The sequence below is a fragment of the Helicobacter salomonis genome (assembly GCF_017979425.1).
Lineage (GTDB): Bacteria > Campylobacterota > Campylobacteria > Campylobacterales > Helicobacteraceae > Helicobacter > Helicobacter salomonis.
In genome coordinates, this window is the sequence record NZ_JAERIS010000002.1 from 60309 (window position 1) to 79126 (window position 18818).

Genomic DNA, 18818 nt, shown 5'->3' on the forward strand with positions numbered 1-18818 from the left:
GCTAGCCGATCTCCACATGAAGCCATTTAAATTCGCCGTAAGTCCCACGAATCTTGTTTTCTAGGCAACTAAAATCCCAACATTCATTTTTAAAATTGCCCAGTAAGCATCCTGTGCTGAATTTATGGCAATTTAGTTCAGAATTATCAATAGCAATCCAAGCGTATTCTTTGCCTCTTGCCTTACTCCTTGCACTTTCAACAGCTGTTTTAGCTCTTTGAGCTACTTGTTCTGAACCAAGCGAATTACCATCTTTACCGCAGGCAATATAAATTTTTCCACCCTCTTTGAGCTTCCCCTCTCTTTCATCTTCTAAGCGTGTCAAAAAGTGGCGGGGATGGGCATATCTAATGTAAGCCTTGCCATCCTTGTTAGTTACTTCTGCGATGAGATTATCCCCAACGTAAATACCCGAATGTGCAACCCAAAAGCGTATATCACAATACAAAACAGCTCCGAGTTTAGCATACCTTTCTAAGCTTGTAATTTTTGCCATTAGAAAACTCCTTTTACATATTTTTCCTCATCCACTAATACCAATTCTCAAGATTGTGGATTGTGCATATTCTCTCTTCAAATAATTTAAATAAAATGTCTCTTTAAATCCGACCCATCAAAAGTCCTCGTATGCCACATAGAGGCTGATTTTTCGAAGCACTGCTTAAACTTAATATCATCTTTTGGTACGCCTTGTCCGCTATAGTGCATCTACCCTAATAGATAGTAAGCTTCCGCAGTTTGAGTATCCTCCTGCTAAATTGCTTCTTGCAAATACTCTAGAGCCTTAGCGCAATCACCATGTTTGCGGGTTTATTTGGCAATTTGGCATGGTGTTGCTTCTTTGCCTTGTTTTATTCCATTAAGTTGTCCAAGCAGGTTAAGCAGATTTGATAACGCAGTATACGCATGTGAATCGCCCATATCTTCCGCTTTTTGAAAATACTCTATAGCCATTTGGTAGTACTCACTATCTTGAGCCTCCCTGGCAGTAGATTATACCTTGCAAAGTCATCACTCTGAGGTGCGAAAAACCCTGACATTCTATTGAACATCAGGGATTGATCCATAGCTCTAAAACGACAAGACCTTGATATTTTGATTACTGCCCTCAAAGCTGCGGATGAAGATGATGTTATTGGTATTATTGCAAACTTGATTATCCTGTTTGCGCATGTTGGCATTACATGTGGTTAATGTGAACCGCTTGCTCCAAGTATCGATGCTGACACTGAAACTGCTTGCTCTTGCACTCTTGTTTTCCAAGCTTGCTACCCAAACTGTGTTAGGAAAAATCGTGGAGCTACGGGTATCAGCTGCGGTGGTGGCTTTGTTGGTAGCATGCATGATAGACCCGGCTAAACCCGCTGCTAAACCTCCATAACCTGGAGCCATCTCCCCTGCTGTTTTTAACGCAACTTCTGTACCCGTTTTTAAGATAGCCGATGTGATCGCACGAGTCTTAATGGCAGGCAAGGTTTTTTGATACTCCGCTTGCACCACACCATCAAAATGAGATAGGATTTCAAAGCGCTGATTCTTGCCCCCTGTGGAGAGCTCAAAATTAGTGTGGAAATTTTTCCCCTGTTTCAAGAGAGGTAGAGCGTAATTGAATGTGGCATTTTTATACTCTTCCAAAGTGGGCTGTGCACCATCCTCTATAATTACCCAGGTCATCTTATCTGTGGAATGTTTTTCAAAGCGCTTGATATCCTGAGCGATGAGAGGGGCTTTGCTGATAGCATAGGCTTCTTTAAGACTATCCACACTTTTACCATGATCCCCATTCACCCCATAGAATAAGCCGGCAACATAGCTCACCAAGGGGTTGATGAAGCCATCATAAGCTTCTAGTTGCTTGAGATTGGAGTAACGGCTGCTCAACTGCCGATCGAACTCAGACAAACTGGCCGTCATGCTTTGCAACTTACCCGCATCCTTTTGCTTAGCATCTGCATTCATTTTGTCTAAATGTTTTTGGATTTCCTTGGTGTAAACTTCCTTAACACGGCGCTGGCGATCCAAAGTGCGGTTAAATTCCACCCTAGCATCTTGGAGATTTCCCATAAACGCGTAGTCTAGGGCCATGTAGTAATTGGTCAATTCCCATTCATACATATGCCCTTCATAGGGAATATTGGTCGCGCTTCCATAAGTAGCCGCTCCCAACTTTGCAATGCCCTTTTCTAAACTTCTGTAGTGGGTGTCAAAGACTTTATTGGCCTGATCTAAGACTTCTAAAGACCCCTTGTAATTCCCCATCATAAACTCGTTCACCCCATCTTGCAATTGCCATAGGGGTGTGTTTAATTGCTTAGTGTCCTTAGCTATGATGTCCTTAGCATATTTATCGGCTTGCTGGTTCTGCTTGGCGTAATAGCTGGCATGGAAACGCGGTAACTGATCGCGACTCTGCGTGTGCGCACAGCCCAATAAGAGTGCGCCTAAAGCCATACACCCATAAATCCCAACCCGTGTCTTCATAAACACTCCTCACATGATTTGAAGCTGCGAGTATAGCTAAAATAAGAAACATTTAATCCAATAAAAGTTGCGATATGTTTTGGCGCAGGGCGAGCAGGGGTTCAGAGCCATAGGCAAGTGCTTTGAGGCAAAGACTGCGGTATTCTTGGGGCAGGCGAGAGGGCAAAGCACTAAGCCCGCCATTGAGTCTAGACTCTTCTAAGAGGGTTTGAATCGCCCCTTGTTGTAGGCGCTTGGTAAAAATAACCATGTTGAGATAGTGGGTATAGCGATCGAACATGCACGGGTTGGTTAAATCCATGCGCGCGGGGTCTAAGATAGTGTTGTCTACAAAGAGGAGTTGGGAATTGTAGGAGTCTTGATAGCAAATCTCAAGTGTGGAGTGAATTTTATTAAAGGCGAAGGCTTCCCCATGTGCGATGCGTCCTGCAGCCATGATCTCGCTGTAGAGTAGCTCAGAGTTGGGGCGTAGCACGATCCGGGTGTGGTTTTTAAAATGCGCGTTGGCAAAGGGAATGATGGGCAGGGGGGAAAAATCCAAAAGTGCGTTTTCCTCAACCACCACATGTGTATCACGGCTGGCATAGCCATCTTCGGTATCAAAGATTTTCTCAAAGCTTTGGGAAGAGAGTTTGAGTTGGCAACCTTTGCCTATTTCAATCTGAATATCCTGCGCATCTCCTTTGAGCATGCCTGCTCCCACGACCAAGAGCATGATCTCATCCAAAGAATCCTTTTCATGGAAAGGGGGCATGAGCTTAAAGGGGGGAGTGAAATGGTTATCAGCGATCACGCACCGCCCATGCGCCCCAATAGCCGTCCTCAAATACAGCTTAGAGGCTTGGGCGTAGGTAGTCTTGTGTTCCATTACTCTTCTAAAAGCGCGTATTTTTTGATCCAGCCAATTACAGAATCCAAGCCCTCTTTAGAGCGGATATTAGTAAATAAAAAGGGCTTCTCACCGCGCATTTTCTTAGAATCGCGATCCATCACGCCCAAATCTGCCCCCACATAGGGAGCCAGATCGATCTTGTTGATAATGAGCAAATCTGAGCGTGTGATACCTGGACCCCCTTTGCGTGGGATTTTATCCCCCTCAGCCACATCGATCACAAAGATGGTGAAATCGGCTAGTTCGGGATTAAAAGTGGTGGAGAGATTGTCTCCCCCACTCTCAATAAACATGAGTTCAATATCGGGGAATTTAGCATGCAATTCCTCTACCGCCTCTAAATTCATAGACGCGTCCTCTCTAATAGCCGTGTGCGGACACCCTCCTGTTTCTACCCCAATAATGCGTTCTCTAGGCATGACCGAATTTTTACATAAAAACTCGGCATCCTCTTTAGTGTAGATATCATTAGTGATCACTCCAATACTGTATTCTTGGCTCATCGCGCGGGTGAGCGCTTCGATCAACGCTGTTTTACCACTGCCCACAGGCCCACAAACCCCTATTTTAACCATAATTGTCCTTTCTTGGTAGTATTAAGACATGTAAAGTCTGGAGTATAAATGTTCGTGTTGCATCGCTTTGATGTCGTTATGAATGCTTGCTGCACATAAATACGACTCGTCCAACTCTTCTAGCTTTTGCAAAATTTCTACAAAGCTCGCTTGCAAGGCTAGCAAAATGCGTTGCCCGTCATTTTGGGCTAGAGGGATTGTTTTTACGCAGTTGATGACCGCATTAGAGCTTTGCGCATAAAGATAATGTTTTAGAGCTATCTCCAAATCTAAATCAAAGCAGGCACAAAAAACTCCATAAGCAGTGGCATGTGTAGGGATAGTGCTCGCTTGGGAGTAGGTATTAAAGAAAGCATGGGGAGGTAGATCTAGTGCCATGAGAGTTTTTAAAAAACGGCTCCCTAGCTTTTGATTTGCGCTGCGTAATTCTAGGGGCGGGGTGGCTAGTGCGATACGCTCTTCTATGTCTAACAAAGATTGGAGCGCGTTTTGTTTGGCATAGGTGTAGGCTAATTTTAGACTAAGTAAATCGCTATAAAGAAATTGTGTGCTGAGGAATGCGCGCATATAGGCCAGTGCACTTGCCTTGTCAAAAACCTCTTTGTGCTGGATATAGGTTTCTAGCCCAAAAGAATGGGTGTAGCTGCCAATGGGAAACATGGCATCGTTGATTTGGAGAAGTAGAAAATCTGTTTGCATGTTTATCTTTTAATAATAACGAGCTGATCGCTATCTTGGAATTTCAAAGGTGCGCTCACACCCAGCGGATCGGCATGGGGTGCGCTCACGCTTATGCGCCTAGAGCCGTCCAATTTGCTTTTTAAAACCTCATACCTTGCCCCCAGTTTTTCAAAGAGAACTTGTAGGGGTTTCTCAAATGGGGTTTCAAAACTCAAATCTTGCTCGCCATAGTAAAGAGAGGCGTGGCGATTGCCCACCTCATAGCAAATCCTAGCCACTTGCGCATAATCGCGCGCGTAGACACAAATCACTTCAGTAGGCAGAATATTCACGCTCACAACGCGATCTATATCTTCAAATAAAATATCTCCATCGCACAAACCCATCAAGGGAGATTTGTCAAGCTTGAGAGCGATCTCCACCCCCGCGCGTGATACCCAACGCCCCATCCTCTTTTGGGTATCAAACCATTCCAAATCGATATAGTCTAGCTCTTTGGAGCTAGGATGTCTATGCACATTCCCCAAAATGGCTTGCGCGCGGATCATTTTATACCCAATGTTGGATGAAGAGCAACCAAGCGGGAATCCAAGCGGTAACTATCCCCTCGATAATAGCAAGCCATGGAACGAATTTGCCCAAGCTTTTACCCAAAGCGCATTCAATCCAGCCAGTGAACCAAAGCACACCCCAAGCTAACCAAATAATGGCCCACCAATCCCCCTCGGTGATTCCTAAAACTTTATGAGTCACCAGGGTATCGCTATAATGTGAGAGAACAGCCGCAGGAATGGTGTTGATGGCAACAAAAAGACAATACCACCCATAGGGTTTCCAATCCAAGTTATAAATATTGTTGATAGCTGCATACAAGTAGGTGAAACCGAACAATAACCCAGTTGCAGGAGCATAGAAGTTAATCAAATGGTGCGATACTTGGGCTACATCTTCGCTACCCACTACAGGCGCAGTGGGGTGGAAAGTCGCATAGGCAATAAACACAATATTACATATGATCGAGAGCCCACCCACAAAAAAGTTCATCACGGCCTTGCTCTTGGGGTCCGACCCAATCAATCCGCACACACCATTGCTAATCAACACGATCGCAACATACAACAACACTAGACCTAACATTACCATCCTTTTGGCAAAGATTTGAGAGTTTTAGTGCAGGCAAAAACCCGAAAAAAAACAACTCTTGCGTCCATTATAAACCAGCAAAGTAAATCAATGACCCCCTCAAATCCTGCCCCTCCCTCTGTATAAATCCCCCTCCTTGAGCGGTTTAAAACAGATTATAGAGCTGCGCTAAACTCAATTCATCGGCCGCTTTAGAGGTTACCTCTTTGCCATCTACTTTCACTTTATAGGTTTCAGGATTAACCTCGATGTGCGCGGTAACATCGTTGAATTTGAGATCCTTTTTGGTGATATTGCGGCAGTTTTTCACTGGCAATACGACGCGATCCAACCCTAGTTCTTCTTTAATGCCTGCCTTATAAGCTGCTTGGGACACGAAAGTGATGTTCGTGTCAAATTTGTTTTTGCCATGGTGGCCAAACATTTCGCGGTAATAGACGGGTTGAGGAGTGGGGATAGAGGCATTGGCATCGCCCATTTGAGAGAGCGCGATAAAGCCACCTTTAATAATCATGTTGGGTTTAATCCCAAAGAACGCGGGGCTCCAAAGCACGAGATCGGCGTATTTGCCCACTTCCACAGAGCCTACATAGTCAGAAATACCATGCGCGATAGCGGGGTTGATAGTGTATTTGGAAATGTAGCGTTTGATACGGAAATTATCATTATCGCCCTTTTCCTCTTTCAAGCGACCAAATTCTTTTTTGTTCTTATCCGCTGTCTGCCAAGTGCGCGTAATGACCTCGCCTACGCGTCCCATAGCTTGAGAGTCAGAGCTAGTGATAGAGAAAATCCCCATGTCATGGAGCTGATCTTCAGCGGCAATAGTCTGGGGGCGAATCCTTGAATCGGCGAACTGCACATCTTCTTTAATGCTTTTATCCAAGTGGTGGCATACCATTAACATGTCCATGTGTTCGGCTTCGGTGTTTTTGGTAAAAGGAATGGTAGGGTTAGTGGAGGCGGGCAAAATGTTAAATTCCCCTGCCATTTTAATGACATCTGGAGCATGTCCTCCCCCTGCGCCCTCAGTGTGAAAGGTGTGGATGGTGCGCCCAGCAATGGCTTCTAGGGTGTCTTCCACACAACCGGCTTCATTGAGGGTATCGGTGTGGATAGCCACTTGTACATCGTATTCATCGGCAACATTCAAGCAGTGATGGATGGCTGCGGGCGTGCTACCCCAGTCTTCGTGAATTTTAAAGCCAATGGCACCTGCCTCGATCTGATCGCGCAAGGAGGGCTCGTAAGAGACATTTCCCTTAGCCAAAAAGCCTAGATTCATGGCGTATTCTTCAGCTGCGCGGAGCATGCTTTTAAGATTGCCACGCCCGGGAGTGATGGTGGTCGCATTGGTGCCATCAGCTGGACCTGTGCCTCCCCCAATCATAGTAGTAACCCCACTAGCAAAAGCGGTAGGGATTTGTTGGGGAGAGATAAAGTGAATGTGCGTGTCAATCCCACCCGCTGTAACAATCAGTCCTTCAGCAGCCAACGCTTCCGTAGCAGGGCCCACGCAAAGATTGTTATCTACGCCATCTTGCATGTCCTTATTGCCTGCTTTACCAATGCCTGCAATTTTGCCATCTTTAATTCCAATGTCGGCTTTGTAAATACCGGTATAGTCCACGATCAAAGCATTGGTGAGCACCAAGTCCAACTCATAAGAGCTGGGGCTGTTGGTTTGACTCATCCCATCGCGGATAGTCTTACCGCCTCCAAATTTGATCTCTTCGCCATAAGTGGTGCAATCGTGTTCCACCTCTAAAATCAAGTTGGTATCGCCTAGTCTGACACGATCTCCAGTGGTGGGACCATACATAGATACATATTCTTTTCGTGAAATCTTTTTCATGCTTTCTCCTCTATTGTTTACTTTTAGTCGCTTCACAGCAGGCAGGCACAGACCCAAAGCCTTTTTCTTTAGCGCGTTTCAAGCCCAATTTTTTGCCATCGGCATCGGCTTGACGATCCACCAAAGAGTTAAAGCCATAGACGCGTTTATTCCCGCCAATGTCGATCAACTCGACAGTCTTTTTTTCACCCGGTTCAAAGCGCACAGCTGTCCCTGAAGCGATGTCTAGGCGTTTGCCAAAAGCTTTTTCGCGATCGAAGTTCAAGAGTTTGTTGACTTCAAAGAAATGGAAGTGTGATCCCACCTGCACAGGACGATCACCTTTGTTTTCCACTTCTAGGGTAATGGCTTCCTTGTCGGCGTTAATGGTAATGTCTTCATCTTTTAAGAAGACTTCGCCTGGGGCTAACTTGCCATTGTCTTCTACGGGAGTGTGGATGGTAACAAGTTTGGTGCCATCGGGGAAGTTAGCTTCAATCCCCACCTCGTGAATCATGTGTGCTACGCCATCCATCACATCTTCTTTTTTTAGCCAAGTCCTGCCTTCTTGCATCAAATCTGCCACGCTTTTATTGCCATCACGCGCTTTTTCCATTACACGCGCACTGATGAGTGCCACCGCTTCGGTATAATTGAGTTTCACGCCACGCGCCAAGCGTTCTTCTGCTAATCTGCCCGCATAGTGGAGCATTAATTTGTCTAGCTCTTTGGGGGTTAGTTTCATCCTAAACTCCTTATTGAATTTCTATTGGTAGCCCAAGCTATCAACAAGGCGGATTGTAGTCTAAAATTTTCTAATTTTTGTTAACATTTTTAAACGACTAGATAATATTATTTATTCTTTGTTTATCTTACGAAGAAGTGGCGGAGAGAAAGGGATTCGAACCCTTGAAGGCTTGCACCTTACACGCGTTCCAGGCGTGCTCCTTCAACCACTCGGACATCTCTCCAAAGCGCGCATTCTAGCACGATCTAGCTTAAGCGTGTGTGAGCCACTCTTTAAAAATCACTCCATCTAGGCGCATGTGCAGGGCTTGGGTGATCTCCTCTTGAGTGCTAATAGGGGCGAGAATCTTAGAATCCAAAAGGTAATCATTGGCCACGCTTTGGAAGTCTTGGGCTTGCATAGGGGCGATGATGTAGGCAGGCGTGAAGTTGATCATTAAGGCAAGCTCATAGGCATTAGACACGACCACCGCGTATTTCACTCGCTCTGTAGTGCAATGCTCAGCAAGCTCGCAAGCGTTTTCTAAATGAGCATGGAAATATACAATAGTGTCGTTAGTGCTATGGGTGATCTCATTGAAGGTGGTAATAGCTTTGAATATAGGGCATGGAATTTTTGGATGTCCAAAAATCAGCATTAGTCCCCCTTTTGTAAGCAGTGTTGGCTACAAAAAACACGCCCTCGAGCAATAATCGCCTCTTGACTAGAAACATAGGTTTTACAAACCACGCATTCGACCAGGTTTTCTACTCCATCTTGTTTTTTAGAGGATTTGGAGAATTTGGAAACCTTAGAGATGAGGTAAATAATCCAACCGATTAACAATAGCGCAATTAAAAATCTCATATTTCATTCCTTTTGGCGATAAAAATACACTCGTTTACCATAGTAAAAACGCTCACTAGACAAACATGTGATCTCTTGTTCCAGCAAACTCCCCTTATAGAATAAGAAATGCCCCCCCGACTCTAAAAAGGGCGTGCAAAGTGTGATGAGCTCTTGTGTGCCCATCAATGCCCTAGAAGTGATGAGCTCCACAGACATGGGGAGCAATTCTTGGATACGCGCGCGTTTGAGCGTGATATTCTCTAAGCCCAAGGCCATTTTGACATGGTGAAGAAAGGCAATTTTTTTAGCATTGGGCTCTACAAGAAAAAAATGCGCGTGAGGGCAATAAATGGCTAGAGGAATGGCAGGAAAGCCTGCTCCGCTCCCTATGTCTAAACAAGTTTTAAAAGGCCGGATAAAATCCAACACCCGCACACTATCCACAATTTGGGCTTGAATCTGGGTTAAATCCTTTGCCCCACTTAAGGCGTGGATACGATTCCACTCTAGTAATAGCACGCCAAAGTGATCCAGTAAAGCTTGATTCATAAAATGAGCATTCCATCGCCATAGGAATAAAAGCGATACTTGTGTTCTATGGCGATTTTGTAGAGCTCTAAACATGTTTGCAAACCCACCATGGAAGCCACTAGCATGATCAAAGTGGATTTAGGCAGATGAAAATTTGTTAACAAGGCTTGAGCGTGGGTAACGGGGTTACCTGGATGCAAAAACAAATCACAAGGTTTAAGTGCCTCCCCACGCTTATAATGCTCCACTCCTCTAAGGGCTGTTGTGCCCACACACAGAATATAGGGCGCACGATCTAAAGCCCGTTGTGTTTCTTCAGGGATAAACAACGCCTCAGAATGCATGGGATGTTCTCTAATGTCGGCACACTCCACACCTACAAAGGTGCCCGCTCCCACATGCAAGGTCAAAAAGGCGTGTTGGAAATGGGCTAAAAGGTGTTCTTTGGCGCGTTCTGAAAAATGCAGCGAGGCGGTGGGGGCAGCAATGGCTCCGGGATGCTTGGCAAAGACGCTTTGATAAGTTTGTATGTCTGTGGGTGTGTCGGCGCGCTTGAGATAGGGTGGGATGGGCATATGTCCTAGAAGTTCGAGCATGTTTAACACCTTTTCCCATTTTAGGGGTTTTTGGTGGTGGTGAAAACACACTTGGCGCAAATTAGAGGGAGGGGTGAGCACTTCACAAGAATACCCCTGCCCCAAATCAATCATGCTCCCTTGAGAAATCCGTCCCTTGATTTGGGCGTTAAAGTAGCAGAGATTATGGGGGTTGTGTATCAAGAGTTCTACCCTGCCCCCGCTAGCTTTGTATCCGTAGAGGCGCGCCTTGATGACTTTAGTGTCGTTGAGTACTACGAGTGCGTTTTGGGGAAAGAAGTCAAAGACATGGGCAAAAGAGCTATGAGTGATGCGTCCAGTAGCGCGCTCATACACCAAAAGTTTGGCTTGCTCTGGGGGCAGCAGAGGAGTGGAGGCGATGTATTCAGGAGGCAAGTCATAATGGTAACTGGAGAGCAAAAACTCTGGAGGAATGCTAGTCATTGAGTTTCTTTAGGAGCTGGATTGACAATTTTAGCAATCAAAATGGAGAGGCCATACAAACCGATCAAGGGCAAAGCCATGCAGATTTGACTCATCACATCGGGGGGAGTGATGATGGCGGCGATAATGAAAATTACTACAATCGCGTATTTAAAATAGGCTTTGAGAGTTGCGTCTGTAATCAAGCCCATTTTAGCCAGGAAGAAAGCCAAGACGGGCAACTCAAACGCCACGCCAAAGCCTAAAATCAGTCGTGTAAAAAAACTCACATAGCTAGAGGCCGAAATATTGGCTTCAAAAACCGCACTTCCAAAGTTAGCTAAATAGTGAATCACAAAGGGGAAAACGACATAGTAAGCAAAGCATGCACCTATGACAAACATCGCTGTACCAGAGAAGACAAAGGGAAGAGCCATCTTTTTTTCATGCTTATAAAGTCCGGGGGCGACAAAAAGCCAAAGTTGCCAAAAAATGATGGGCATGGCCAGTGCCAAAGAGGCTAAAAAACTCACCTTGATTGCCACCATCACCCCCTCAATGGGGGAGATTTGGATCAATTTGCCCGCATAAGAGGCTCTGATCCATGCAAAGATATGATCCCAAAAATTGAAACAGAGAATGAACGCTCCCACTAACACCGCGATACAAATCAGCAAACGCTTACGCAATTCCTCAAGATGAGGCTTTAAGTCTTCAAACATCTAATTTCTTTGGGGGTTTTTCTAGGCTCACTTTGGGAGGGGGGGGTTCATCGGCCTGCACCTCGCCAGATAGTGCGTCTAGGGGATTGGCATGTGCGATGCTGGTTTTGAGATCATCTTGCACTTGTTGGAGGTCTTTAAGCTCTTTATGGAAAGTATTTTCTAATTTGTGCTGCTCTTCCTCAAAGAGCTTTTTATACCCCAAACTCTCCTGTCTTAAGTTTTCTATGCGTAACTCTTGATCTAAGGTCTCTTTAGCGTCGTTGAGTGTTTTTTTTACCGCCTTGAAAAAACGCGCCAAATCCACCACTGCCTGGGGAAATTTCTCCGGCCCTAGGAAGATAATGGCAACCGCTAAGATCACCATAAGTTCAAAAAAACCTATTCCAAACATGCGCGCATTATAGCCTGCTAGTCTTAATACTTTCATAAGTTAATCTTTATTATAATGAAGCTGTTTACTCTTTTTGTAGTTTGACACTCACATCTGCATGATTAGGATCTTTCTATGGAAAAACCCAATAAACCCGCCAAAAACTCCTCAAAAACTACTTTTCAAGAAGAACTTGAACAAATCTTTAAGGAATCTGAAAAAGATATTTCTTACGAACGCCTCTTGGATGTGTTTCAAAAAATTCCTACCTCTTCTCAGGTTAAGAAAATTAGAGAACTCGCTCTCAAATACGGTAAATGCTTTGTGCATTCTTCGGAGTGTGCCCTTACTTCGCTCTCCATGGAGCGCAAAACTCCACGCAAAAAATCCAAAGCTCTTGAGGAAGACACCGATGAAGGGTTGGACTTTATCAAGGAAAAAGAACTCACAGAATGGTCTAGGAGTGATAGCCCTGTGCGCATGTATTTGCGCGAAATGGGTGAGATTCCCTTACTTAGCAAAGAAGAAGAGGTAGAACTCAGTAAACAGATTAAATTGGGAGAGAATATCATCCTGGATGCGATCTGCTCTGTGCCCTATTTGATCGATTTCATCTATAACTACAAAGACGCGCTGATTAACCGCGAGAGACGCGTCAAAGAACTTTTCAGGAACTTCGATGACGATGAAGCGGGCACTAAAAAAGAAGAAGAAGGCGAGTTGGAAGATGAAGACGAGGACACCATCGAGGTAAAGAAGAATCTTTCAGAAAAGGATCGCAAGCGCGTGGAGAAAGTCATTGAAAGTTTTAAGGCTTTGAGCAAGGCTAAAAAAGAGTGGCTTAAAGCACTCAACACCCCCGCTCAAGAGGATGAACTGCTACACGCCCTCACTCTAGCCTACAAACGCCGGGTGCTGAAAGAAAAACTCTACGATTTGGGTCCCACCAGTAAGCTCATCGGGGAGCTTGTTAAGGCTATGGAAACCTCTCTCAAAAGTGGAGATGGATTTGAAAAAGAATTAAAACGCTTGGAGTATAGGCTATCTTTGTTCAACGAGGCTTTGATCGAGAATCACAAGAATATCTTGAAGAATATCACGCACATGAGCAAGGAGGAGATTGCGGCCATGATCCCAGAAGCCACCATGATTGGCAGCTACATGGAGATCAGAAAGCTTTTCCAAACCAAGGAAGCTAGCGAGGATGGCTTTGATTTAGAGCCGGGCAAACTCAAAGAGATTTTAGAGCAAATCAAACGCGGGAAACTCATTTCTGACAAGGCTAAGAATAAAATGGCGCGCTCCAATTTACGCCTTGTGGTGAGCATTGCCAAGCGTTATACTTCCCGTGGTCTGCCTTTCTTGGATTTGATTCAAGAGGGTAACATCGGGTTGATGAAGGCAGTAGATAAATTCGAACATGAGAAGAATTACCGCTTTTCGACCTATGCTACTTGGTGGATCAAACAAGCCATTAGTCGTGCAATCGCCGATCAAGCCCGCACAATTCGCATCCCTATCCACATGATCGATACCATCAACCGCATCAACAAGGTGATGCGTAAGTATGTGCAAGAAAATGGCAAAGAGCCTGATTTGGACTTGGTGGCTAAGGAAGTGGGTTTACCCTTGGATAAGGTAAAAAATGTCATCAAGATCACCAAAGAACCTATTAGTCTAGAGTCCCCTGTGGGCAATGACGACGATGGCAAATTTGGGGATTTTGTGGAGAATGATAAGGTCGTGGGTTCTATGGAACATATCATGCGCGAGGACTTGAAAGCCCAGATTGATGGGGTGCTGGATCAGCTCAACGAGCGCGAGAAGTCTGTGATTCGCATGCGTTTTGGTTTGCTTGAAGATGAAAGCGATCGTACGCTAGAAGAGATTGGCAAAGAGCTCAATGTAACGCGGGAACGGGTGCGTCAAATTGAGAGTAGCGCGATCAAAAAATTGCGTAGCCCGCAGTATGGTCGCTTACTCCGCAGTTATTTGCGCATATGAAACCTAAAAGTCTCTTGTTTTTGTGCTTGGGTAATATCTGTCGCTCCATGTTGGCACGCGGGATTGCCCAGCACCTCATCGCAGCACAAAATCTTAGTGTGTGCGTAGATGGTGCGGGAATCTCCGCATTTCACCAGGGTGAATCGGCTCACCCCCCCATTATCCAACTAGCCCAGCAGCATGGAATCGATCTCACACCTTTCAGAAGTAAGCCCATTACCCAAGAATTAGCCAATGACTTCGACTGGATTGTGGCCATGGATTCTAGCAATGTGCAAGCCCTCAAGGGTTTAGGTATCACCCACTCCCATATCTACAAGTTGGGTGATTTTGGTTTAAAGGGGGTAGATGTTCCCGATCCTTACACTTTCACCCGTGTTCAAGACTTAGAACGCGTTTACTCCCTCATCGAGCAGGGCGTAAGGGAGTTGTTAACACATTGCCATGTTTAGGATTTTATTACTTGGTCTGATCGTGTTGGGCTTACACGCTGAGGACACACTTTTAGACCTCAAGCTTCCCCAAGAAGCACGTTACTATCTTCCCAAGCGTTCCCCACCCATTCCAGACAGGGCCAAACTCAAAAATGCGTATTTGGAGCAGTGGTATGCTCCTTGGACGCGCATGGAGGTTATGCGCGATTTCAATGAAGTTTTTTGGATGCAGGACCTCTTCAAAGCGCAAGGCTATGATGAATATCTGCGCCCTAATAATCCAAAAACACTCGATGCACTTTGGGCGAGCATGGAAACCGCACACTATCCCAGTGTTGCACTCAAAGCCATTATCATAGAAGATGCCAATGTGCGCGCAGCCCCTACAGATAAACCTTATTACATCAACAAAACCGGAGCTCCCTTTGATCGTTGGCAAAATTCACTGATTTTTGCGGGCACACCTGTGCTCATCACTCATTACAACACAGACAAGAGCTATGCGCATATCCAGAGCAGTTTTGTCTATGGCTGGGTTAAAGTTGCCCATCTAGCTTTAGTCAAACCGCACACCATGCAAAAACTTATGGGTCTTAAAAATTACATCACCCCACTTCAAGATAAAGTCCCCCTCTATAATCACGGCCAACAGCCATTTGCTTACGCCCACATGGGAGAGATTTTGGCTAAAGTACCCGGAAGGAGCCACCAGGTCTACACCTATGCCAAGGATTCACGCGGGTTTGCCAAACTCGTCCCCACCCCAATTCAGCCACAATATTTTACAAATTTTCCTCGCCCTTTGAGCGCGCGCGTGATGGCGGCTGTTATTGACACCATGCTAGGCCAGCCCTATGGTTGGGGTGGATCAGAACAGAAGCGTGATTGTTCAGCTTTCACTAGAGATAGTTTTGCGAGTTTTGGCATTTTATTACCTCGAAACTCGCTGGCTCAAGTGCGCTATGCTAATAACATGGTCGATCTAAGCTCTATGTCAGCTCTGGAAAAAGAGGCTTATATCATCAAGCATGCCACTCCTTTTGCAACCATCCTCTGGCTTAGAGGACATATCATGCTCTATTTGGGCACCCATGCACATAAAGCCATCGTGGCGCATAATATCTGGGCAATTTCAGTAGGTGAATCTGCTACGCGCACTTATAATATTGGCAGGGCTGTGATCACTACTTTGGAGCTAGGCAAAGAGAACAAAAATGCCTCTTCCAAAACGAGATTGCTCATCGATCGCGTGGAGGCGATGTCAGATCTTTACGAATACAGTTTAAAGTTAGCCGCACATTAATTGTGTTACAATCCGCATTTTTAAACAAAGTTAAAGGGAATTCATGAAGCGTGATTTTGATGTGGTGATTGTGGGGGGTGGGGTTTCTGGCTGTGCCCTGCTGTGGACCTTGAGTCAGTATACGGATTTAAAAAAAATTGCCCTCGTGGAAAGAGAGAAAAATTTGGCTAAAGTGAGCTCTAACGCAAAGGCCAATTCTCAGACAATCCACGATGGAGCCATTGAAACCAACTACACCGCTCAGAAGGCCAGAAAAGTCAAGTTCGCAGCTGAGAAGATTCGCCGTTATGCCCTGAATAAAAATCTTCAAAACAAAGTTATTTTCGAAATGCAGAAGATGGCCATTGGAGTAGGGGATAAGGAATGCGCTTTCATTACCAAACGGCATGAGGAATTTCAAGAAATTTACCCCGGTCTGACTTTCTTTGATAAGGCTAAACTCAAAGAGATTGAACCTAAGATCATCTTAGAAGAGCATGGCCTGGATCGCCCCGATAATGTCGTGGGTAGCGGCTTTGAGAGTTATTGGTGTGGGATGAATTTTGAGTTATTGAGTGAGAATTTTGTAGAAGAGGCTATGGCTCTCAATTCTAGCAACCATGTTTTTTTCAACTTTAAGGTGGGCAGAATCGAGCCTTGCATGGATGAATGGGCCGTGATTTCGACGGAAGGCGATGAGATTTATGCAAAATTTGTCCTTGTGAATGCGGGGTCGTATTCGCTACCCTTAGCCCAATCCATGGGTTATGGCTTGGATTTGGGGTGTTTGCCCGTGGCAGGAAGCTTTTACTTTGTTCCTAATTTACTACGGGGCAAAGTTTACACCGTACAAAACCCCAAACTCCCCTTTGCCGCTTTACATGGCGATCCAGATGTGTGGATCAAGGGAAAAACCCGTCTAGGGCCTACTGCTCTAGCCATGCCCAAGTTGGAACGCCACAAGACTTCCTGCCTAAGGGGTATTAGTTGGGAACTTATTAAGATGGATTGCAATACAGATGTGGCGAGCATTGTCTTTGATCTGTTCACAGAAAGAGATATTAGGAATTACGTATTTAAAAACATGGTCTTTGAGCTTCCCTACATCGGCAAACGGAAATTTCTAAAAGATGCCCGCAAAATTATTCCCTCACTCTCCCTAAGCGATCTGCAATATGCCGCTGGTTTTGGGGAGGTGCGTCCACAGGTGTTGGATCGCACTAAAAAGAAGCTAGAGCTAGGAGAGAGAAAGATTGTTACGCATAAAGGGGTAACTTTCAACATGACCCCCTCTCCGGGTGCCACTAGCTGTTTAGAAAATGCTCTCAAGGATGCCAAAGAGATCACGCAGTATTTGGGTGCTCATTTAGACCTTGAGCGTTTTTATGAAGAACTCTCTCCTGAGGAGTTAGGCTAGGGTTAATGCAGGTGGTGTTGCTCATGATCTAAAAGCCACGCCTTGATTTTCACACCACCCCCATAACCCCCCAGCTCGCCATTGGCACGCACGACGCGGTGACAAGGAACCACAATAGGGCAGGGGTTGGCATGGTTGGCATTGCCTAGCGCGCGGTAGGCTTTAGGTTTAGCAATCTGGGCGGCAATTTGGGCGTAACTGCGGGTTTGCGCGTAGGGGATGCTTTGTAGTGCCTGCCAAACTTGTTTTTGAAAAGATGAGCCTATAAGGTCTAAGGGTAAGTCAAAGCGATAGAGAGTGCCCCTAAAGTAATTCTCTAGGGCCTTGATCGCAGCATGCATGGTATCTGTAAGAGGGTCGTTTTCACCCGGAGTATGTGTAAAATCTATGGCCTGCAAGCCTAGCGCGCTGGTGCGCAGGTGCAAATAGGGCACTGGAAAACTCTTGGGAGTTTTAAAAAAGTGTTGGCAATTCATAGCCCCATTTTAAAGGGGTTTAAAATGTTGTTGGGATCAAACGCGCTTTTAATGCGCCTAAACAATCCCATTTCCTCAGGAGTGAAGGCTAGAGGCATAAATTTTGCCTTAGACAAACCAATGCCATGCTCCCCGCTTAGTGTGCCCCCTAAAGCAATTGCGCTTTTAAAAATCTCCTCCATGGCTTGTTGCCCCTTTTCTAGCTGTGTATCGGGGTCTTCAAGCATGATATTGACATGCACATTCCCATCGCCGGTGTGCCCAAAACAAGGAATGGGCAAGTCATAGGTTTGACTGATGCGCTCTACTTCCTGCAAAAGGGCGGGTAAACTAGCCCGTGGCACGGTTACATCTTCGTTGAGCTTTTTCTTGCCATAAATGCTAATGCTTTGGGAGGCGTTACGGCGCGCAAACCATAAATCTTCTTCTTGTTGGGCATCTTGAGCTACGCAAAAATCCACACAGCCATTTTCTCTAAAGTGTTTTTCAATTTGGGTCAGTTGCCATGTAATCTGCTCGGGCACGCTCCCATCCACTTGCGTGATGAGAATCGCACCCGCTTCCATTGGCAAGCCCTTGCAAAAGCGTTGCTCCACCGCTCGGATACTCAGGTTGTCCAAAAATTCCATTGCCACCGGGGTGACCCCGCTAGCCATGCTCTTGTACACTGCCTCCATCGCATCTTGAATGCTAGCAAACACCCCCATGGCTGATTGTTTAAGTTTGGGTTTGGCTAGAAGTTTCAGGGTAATTTCTGTAATCACAGCTAAACAGCCCTCAGAGGCGATCAAAATCCCAGCTACATTGAAACCGGCAACATCTTTAATTGTTTTCTTGCCCGCCCTAATCACATCGCCATTAGGCAAGACCGCACGCAAGGCCATCACATAATCTTTAGTGATGCCATATTTGGCTGCGCGCATTCCTCCGGCGTTTTCACTCACATTACCCCCTAGAGTGCTTTGATCCTGACTAGCCGGATCGGGGGGGTAAAATAACCCTCTCTTCTCTACTTCGTTTTGAAAATGCTTATTAATTACTCCGGGTTGCACGCGCGCAATCAGATTTTTTTCATCAATTTCTAAAATCTGATCTAAATGCTTCTCTAGGCTCAAAACTAGTCCCCCATGCGCGCTCAATGCTCCCCCCGTGAAGCCACTCCCTGCCCCCCGTGGCACAATGATGATTTTATGCTCGTTGCAATAAGCTAAAATTTGGCACACATCTTCTTCATGTCTGGGAAAAATCACTCCATCGGGTAAGTAGCGCTCCCTAGTAGCATCATAGGCATAGGCTTGGAGATGGGCGGGGTCTATGTAAAAATTATCCTCACCTACAAGTTGGCTCAAATACCGGGTATGGGTAGCTTCTAGCATAC

At 45.6% G+C, this 18818-nt stretch carries 21 protein-coding genes and 1 tRNA gene; 4 read left to right on the forward strand and 18 right to left on the reverse strand.

Annotated elements, in window-relative coordinates:
- Position 1: 1 nt before the first annotated feature.
- The 16 genes from KCO92_RS00835 to tatB form a co-directional block, all read right to left on the reverse strand.
- Positions 2–496 carry a hypothetical protein gene (locus tag KCO92_RS00835; RefSeq protein WP_104695121.1) on the reverse strand — a complete coding sequence of 165 codons (495 nt, stop codon included), beginning with the start codon at positions 494–496 and terminating at the stop codon, positions 2–4.
- A gap of 575 nt (positions 497–1071) precedes the next feature.
- Complete coding sequence (locus KCO92_RS00840) at positions 1072–2481, reverse strand: COG3014 family protein (protein WP_104695120.1); 1410 nt, start codon at positions 2479–2481, stop codon at positions 1072–1074.
- 52 nt (positions 2482–2533) lie between these two features.
- Positions 2534–3349 carry an urease accessory protein UreD gene (locus KCO92_RS00845; protein ID WP_104695119.1) on the reverse strand — a complete coding sequence of 272 codons (816 nt, stop codon included), beginning with the start codon at positions 3347–3349 and terminating at the stop codon, positions 2534–2536.
- Positions 3349–3948 (reverse strand): urease accessory protein UreG, encoded by a 600-nt coding sequence (gene ureG / locus KCO92_RS00850; protein WP_104695118.1) that lies wholly within the window; start codon positions 3946–3948, stop codon positions 3349–3351. The genes KCO92_RS00845 and ureG overlap by 1 nt, the downstream gene beginning before the upstream one ends.
- Positions 3949–3969: 21 nt before the next feature.
- Complete coding sequence (locus tag KCO92_RS00855) at positions 3970–4647, reverse strand: urease accessory protein UreF (RefSeq protein ID WP_104695117.1); 678 nt, start codon at positions 4645–4647, stop codon at positions 3970–3972.
- Between the two features lie 2 nt (positions 4648–4649).
- Positions 4650–5177 (reverse strand): urease accessory protein UreE, encoded by a 528-nt coding sequence (locus KCO92_RS00860; protein ID WP_247598879.1) that lies wholly within the window; start codon positions 5175–5177, stop codon positions 4650–4652.
- A gap of 1 nt (position 5178) precedes the next feature.
- Positions 5179–5766, reverse strand: a complete 588-nt coding sequence (locus KCO92_RS00865) for an AmiS/UreI family transporter (protein ID WP_104695116.1) — start codon at positions 5764–5766, stop codon at positions 5179–5181.
- Positions 5767–5917: 151 nt separating this feature from the next.
- The gene (ureB, locus tag KCO92_RS00870) at positions 5918–7627 is read right to left on the reverse strand and encodes an urease subunit beta (protein ID WP_104695115.1); all 1710 of its coding nucleotides are present in this window, start codon (positions 7625–7627) and stop codon (positions 5918–5920) included.
- A 10-nt stretch (positions 7628–7637) separates the two neighbouring features.
- Positions 7638–8351, reverse strand: a complete 714-nt coding sequence (ureA, locus tag KCO92_RS00875; protein ID WP_104695114.1) for an urease subunit alpha — start codon at positions 8349–8351, stop codon at positions 7638–7640.
- A gap of 138 nt (positions 8352–8489) precedes the next feature.
- Positions 8490–8577, reverse strand: a tRNA-Ser gene (locus KCO92_RS00880).
- Between the two features lie 27 nt (positions 8578–8604).
- Positions 8605–8991, reverse strand: a complete 387-nt coding sequence (locus KCO92_RS00885; RefSeq protein WP_104695113.1) for a hypothetical protein — start codon at positions 8989–8991, stop codon at positions 8605–8607.
- Positions 8991–9200, reverse strand: a complete 210-nt coding sequence (locus KCO92_RS00890) for a PP0621 family protein (RefSeq protein WP_104695112.1) — start codon at positions 9198–9200, stop codon at positions 8991–8993. The genes KCO92_RS00885 and KCO92_RS00890 overlap by 1 nt, the downstream gene beginning before the upstream one ends.
- Before the next feature lie 3 nt (positions 9201–9203).
- Positions 9204–9731, reverse strand: coding sequence for a 16S rRNA (guanine(527)-N(7))-methyltransferase RsmG (gene rsmG, locus KCO92_RS00895; protein WP_104695111.1), 528 nt, complete (start codon positions 9729–9731; stop codon positions 9204–9206).
- Positions 9728–10753 (reverse strand): tRNA preQ1(34) S-adenosylmethionine ribosyltransferase-isomerase QueA, encoded by a 1026-nt coding sequence (queA, locus tag KCO92_RS00900; protein ID WP_104695110.1) that lies wholly within the window; start codon positions 10751–10753, stop codon positions 9728–9730. Before queA ends, rsmG begins: the two co-directional genes overlap by 4 nt.
- Positions 10750–11454 (reverse strand): twin-arginine translocase subunit TatC, encoded by a 705-nt coding sequence (gene tatC, locus KCO92_RS00905; RefSeq protein ID WP_104695109.1) that lies wholly within the window; start codon positions 11452–11454, stop codon positions 10750–10752. Before tatC ends, queA begins: the two co-directional genes overlap by 4 nt.
- Positions 11447–11848: a Sec-independent protein translocase protein TatB gene (gene tatB, locus KCO92_RS00910; RefSeq protein ID WP_104695124.1), complete on the reverse strand. Its 402-nt coding sequence runs from the start codon at positions 11846–11848 to the stop codon at positions 11447–11449. The genes tatC and tatB overlap by 8 nt, the downstream gene beginning before the upstream one ends.
- Before the next feature lie 114 nt (positions 11849–11962).
- On the opposite strand from tatB, the gene rpoD reads away from it, so the two are divergent.
- The 4 genes from rpoD to KCO92_RS00930 are packed head-to-tail and all read left to right on the forward strand — an operon-like array spanning position 11963 to position 16964.
- Positions 11963–13831 (forward strand): RNA polymerase sigma factor RpoD, encoded by a 1869-nt coding sequence (gene rpoD / locus KCO92_RS00915; protein ID WP_104695108.1) that lies wholly within the window; start codon positions 11963–11965, stop codon positions 13829–13831.
- Positions 13828–14283 carry a low molecular weight protein-tyrosine-phosphatase gene (locus KCO92_RS00920; RefSeq protein ID WP_104695107.1) on the forward strand — a complete coding sequence of 152 codons (456 nt, stop codon included), beginning with the start codon at positions 13828–13830 and terminating at the stop codon, positions 14281–14283. The genes rpoD and KCO92_RS00920 overlap by 4 nt, the downstream gene beginning before the upstream one ends.
- Entirely contained in the window at positions 14270–15568 is a 1299-nt protein-coding gene (locus tag KCO92_RS00925; protein ID WP_411710203.1) for a C40 family peptidase, read from the forward strand. The genes KCO92_RS00920 and KCO92_RS00925 overlap by 14 nt, the downstream gene beginning before the upstream one ends.
- Positions 15569–15611: 43 nt before the next feature.
- A complete protein-coding gene (locus tag KCO92_RS00930) occupies positions 15612–16964 on the forward strand; it encodes an FAD-dependent oxidoreductase (RefSeq protein WP_104695105.1) in 1353 nt (450 codons plus the stop codon).
- Between the two features lie 2 nt (positions 16965–16966).
- Here KCO92_RS00930 and KCO92_RS00935 read toward each other — a convergent pair whose 3' ends face one another.
- Positions 16967–17440 (reverse strand): methylated-DNA--[protein]-cysteine S-methyltransferase, encoded by a 474-nt coding sequence (locus tag KCO92_RS00935; protein WP_104695104.1) that lies wholly within the window; start codon positions 17438–17440, stop codon positions 16967–16969.
- Positions 17437–18816 (reverse strand): glycolate oxidase subunit GlcD, encoded by a 1380-nt coding sequence (gene glcD / locus KCO92_RS00940; protein WP_104695103.1) that lies wholly within the window; start codon positions 18814–18816, stop codon positions 17437–17439. Before glcD ends, KCO92_RS00935 begins: the two co-directional genes overlap by 4 nt.
- Positions 18817–18818: the final 2 nt, after the last annotated feature.

Coding starts and splice junctions, on each gene's coding strand:
- ureG (WP_104695118.1), bottom strand. CDS start 3,948: ATGGTTAAAATAGGGGTTTGTGGGCCTGTGGGCAGTGGTAAAACAGCG.
- KCO92_RS00865 (WP_104695116.1), bottom strand. CDS start 5,766: ATGTTAGGTCTAGTGTTGTTGTATGTTGCGATCGTGTTGATTAGCAAT.
- KCO92_RS00860 (WP_247598879.1), bottom strand. CDS start 5,177: ATGATCCGCGCGCAAGCCATTTTGGGGAATGTGCATAGACATCCTAGC.
- KCO92_RS00855 (WP_104695117.1), bottom strand. CDS start 4,647: ATGCAAACAGATTTTCTACTTCTCCAAATCAACGATGCCATGTTTCCC.
- ureB (WP_104695115.1), bottom strand. CDS start 7,627: ATGAAAAAGATTTCACGAAAAGAATATGTATCTATGTATGGTCCCACC.
- KCO92_RS00920 (WP_104695107.1), top strand. CDS start 13,828: ATGAAACCTAAAAGTCTCTTGTTTTTGTGCTTGGGTAATATCTGTCGC.
- rpoD (WP_104695108.1), top strand. CDS start 11,963: ATGGAAAAACCCAATAAACCCGCCAAAAACTCCTCAAAAACTACTTTT.
- queA (WP_104695110.1), bottom strand. CDS start 10,753: ATGACTAGCATTCCTCCAGAGTTTTTGCTCTCCAGTTACCATTATGAC.
- KCO92_RS00885 (WP_104695113.1), bottom strand. CDS start 8,991: ATGCTGATTTTTGGACATCCAAAAATTCCATGCCCTATATTCAAAGCT.
- KCO92_RS00840 (WP_104695120.1), bottom strand. CDS start 2,481: ATGAAGACACGGGTTGGGATTTATGGGTGTATGGCTTTAGGCGCACTC.
- glcD (WP_104695103.1), bottom strand. CDS start 18,816: ATGCTAGAAGCTACCCATACCCGGTATTTGAGCCAACTTGTAGGTGAG.
- rsmG (WP_104695111.1), bottom strand. CDS start 9,731: ATGAATCAAGCTTTACTGGATCACTTTGGCGTGCTATTACTAGAGTGG.
- tatC (WP_104695109.1), bottom strand. CDS start 11,454: ATGTTTGAAGACTTAAAGCCTCATCTTGAGGAATTGCGTAAGCGTTTG.
- KCO92_RS00835 (WP_104695121.1), bottom strand. CDS start 496: ATGGCAAAAATTACAAGCTTAGAAAGGTATGCTAAACTCGGAGCTGTT.
- KCO92_RS00930 (WP_104695105.1), top strand. CDS start 15,612: ATGAAGCGTGATTTTGATGTGGTGATTGTGGGGGGTGGGGTTTCTGGC.
- KCO92_RS00935 (WP_104695104.1), bottom strand. CDS start 17,440: ATGAATTGCCAACACTTTTTTAAAACTCCCAAGAGTTTTCCAGTGCCC.
- KCO92_RS00845 (WP_104695119.1), bottom strand. CDS start 3,349: ATGGAACACAAGACTACCTACGCCCAAGCCTCTAAGCTGTATTTGAGG.
- tatB (WP_104695124.1), bottom strand. CDS start 11,848: ATGTTTGGAATAGGTTTTTTTGAACTTATGGTGATCTTAGCGGTTGCC.
- KCO92_RS00890 (WP_104695112.1), bottom strand. CDS start 9,200: ATGAGATTTTTAATTGCGCTATTGTTAATCGGTTGGATTATTTACCTC.
- ureA (WP_104695114.1), bottom strand. CDS start 8,351: ATGAAACTAACCCCCAAAGAGCTAGACAAATTAATGCTCCACTATGCG.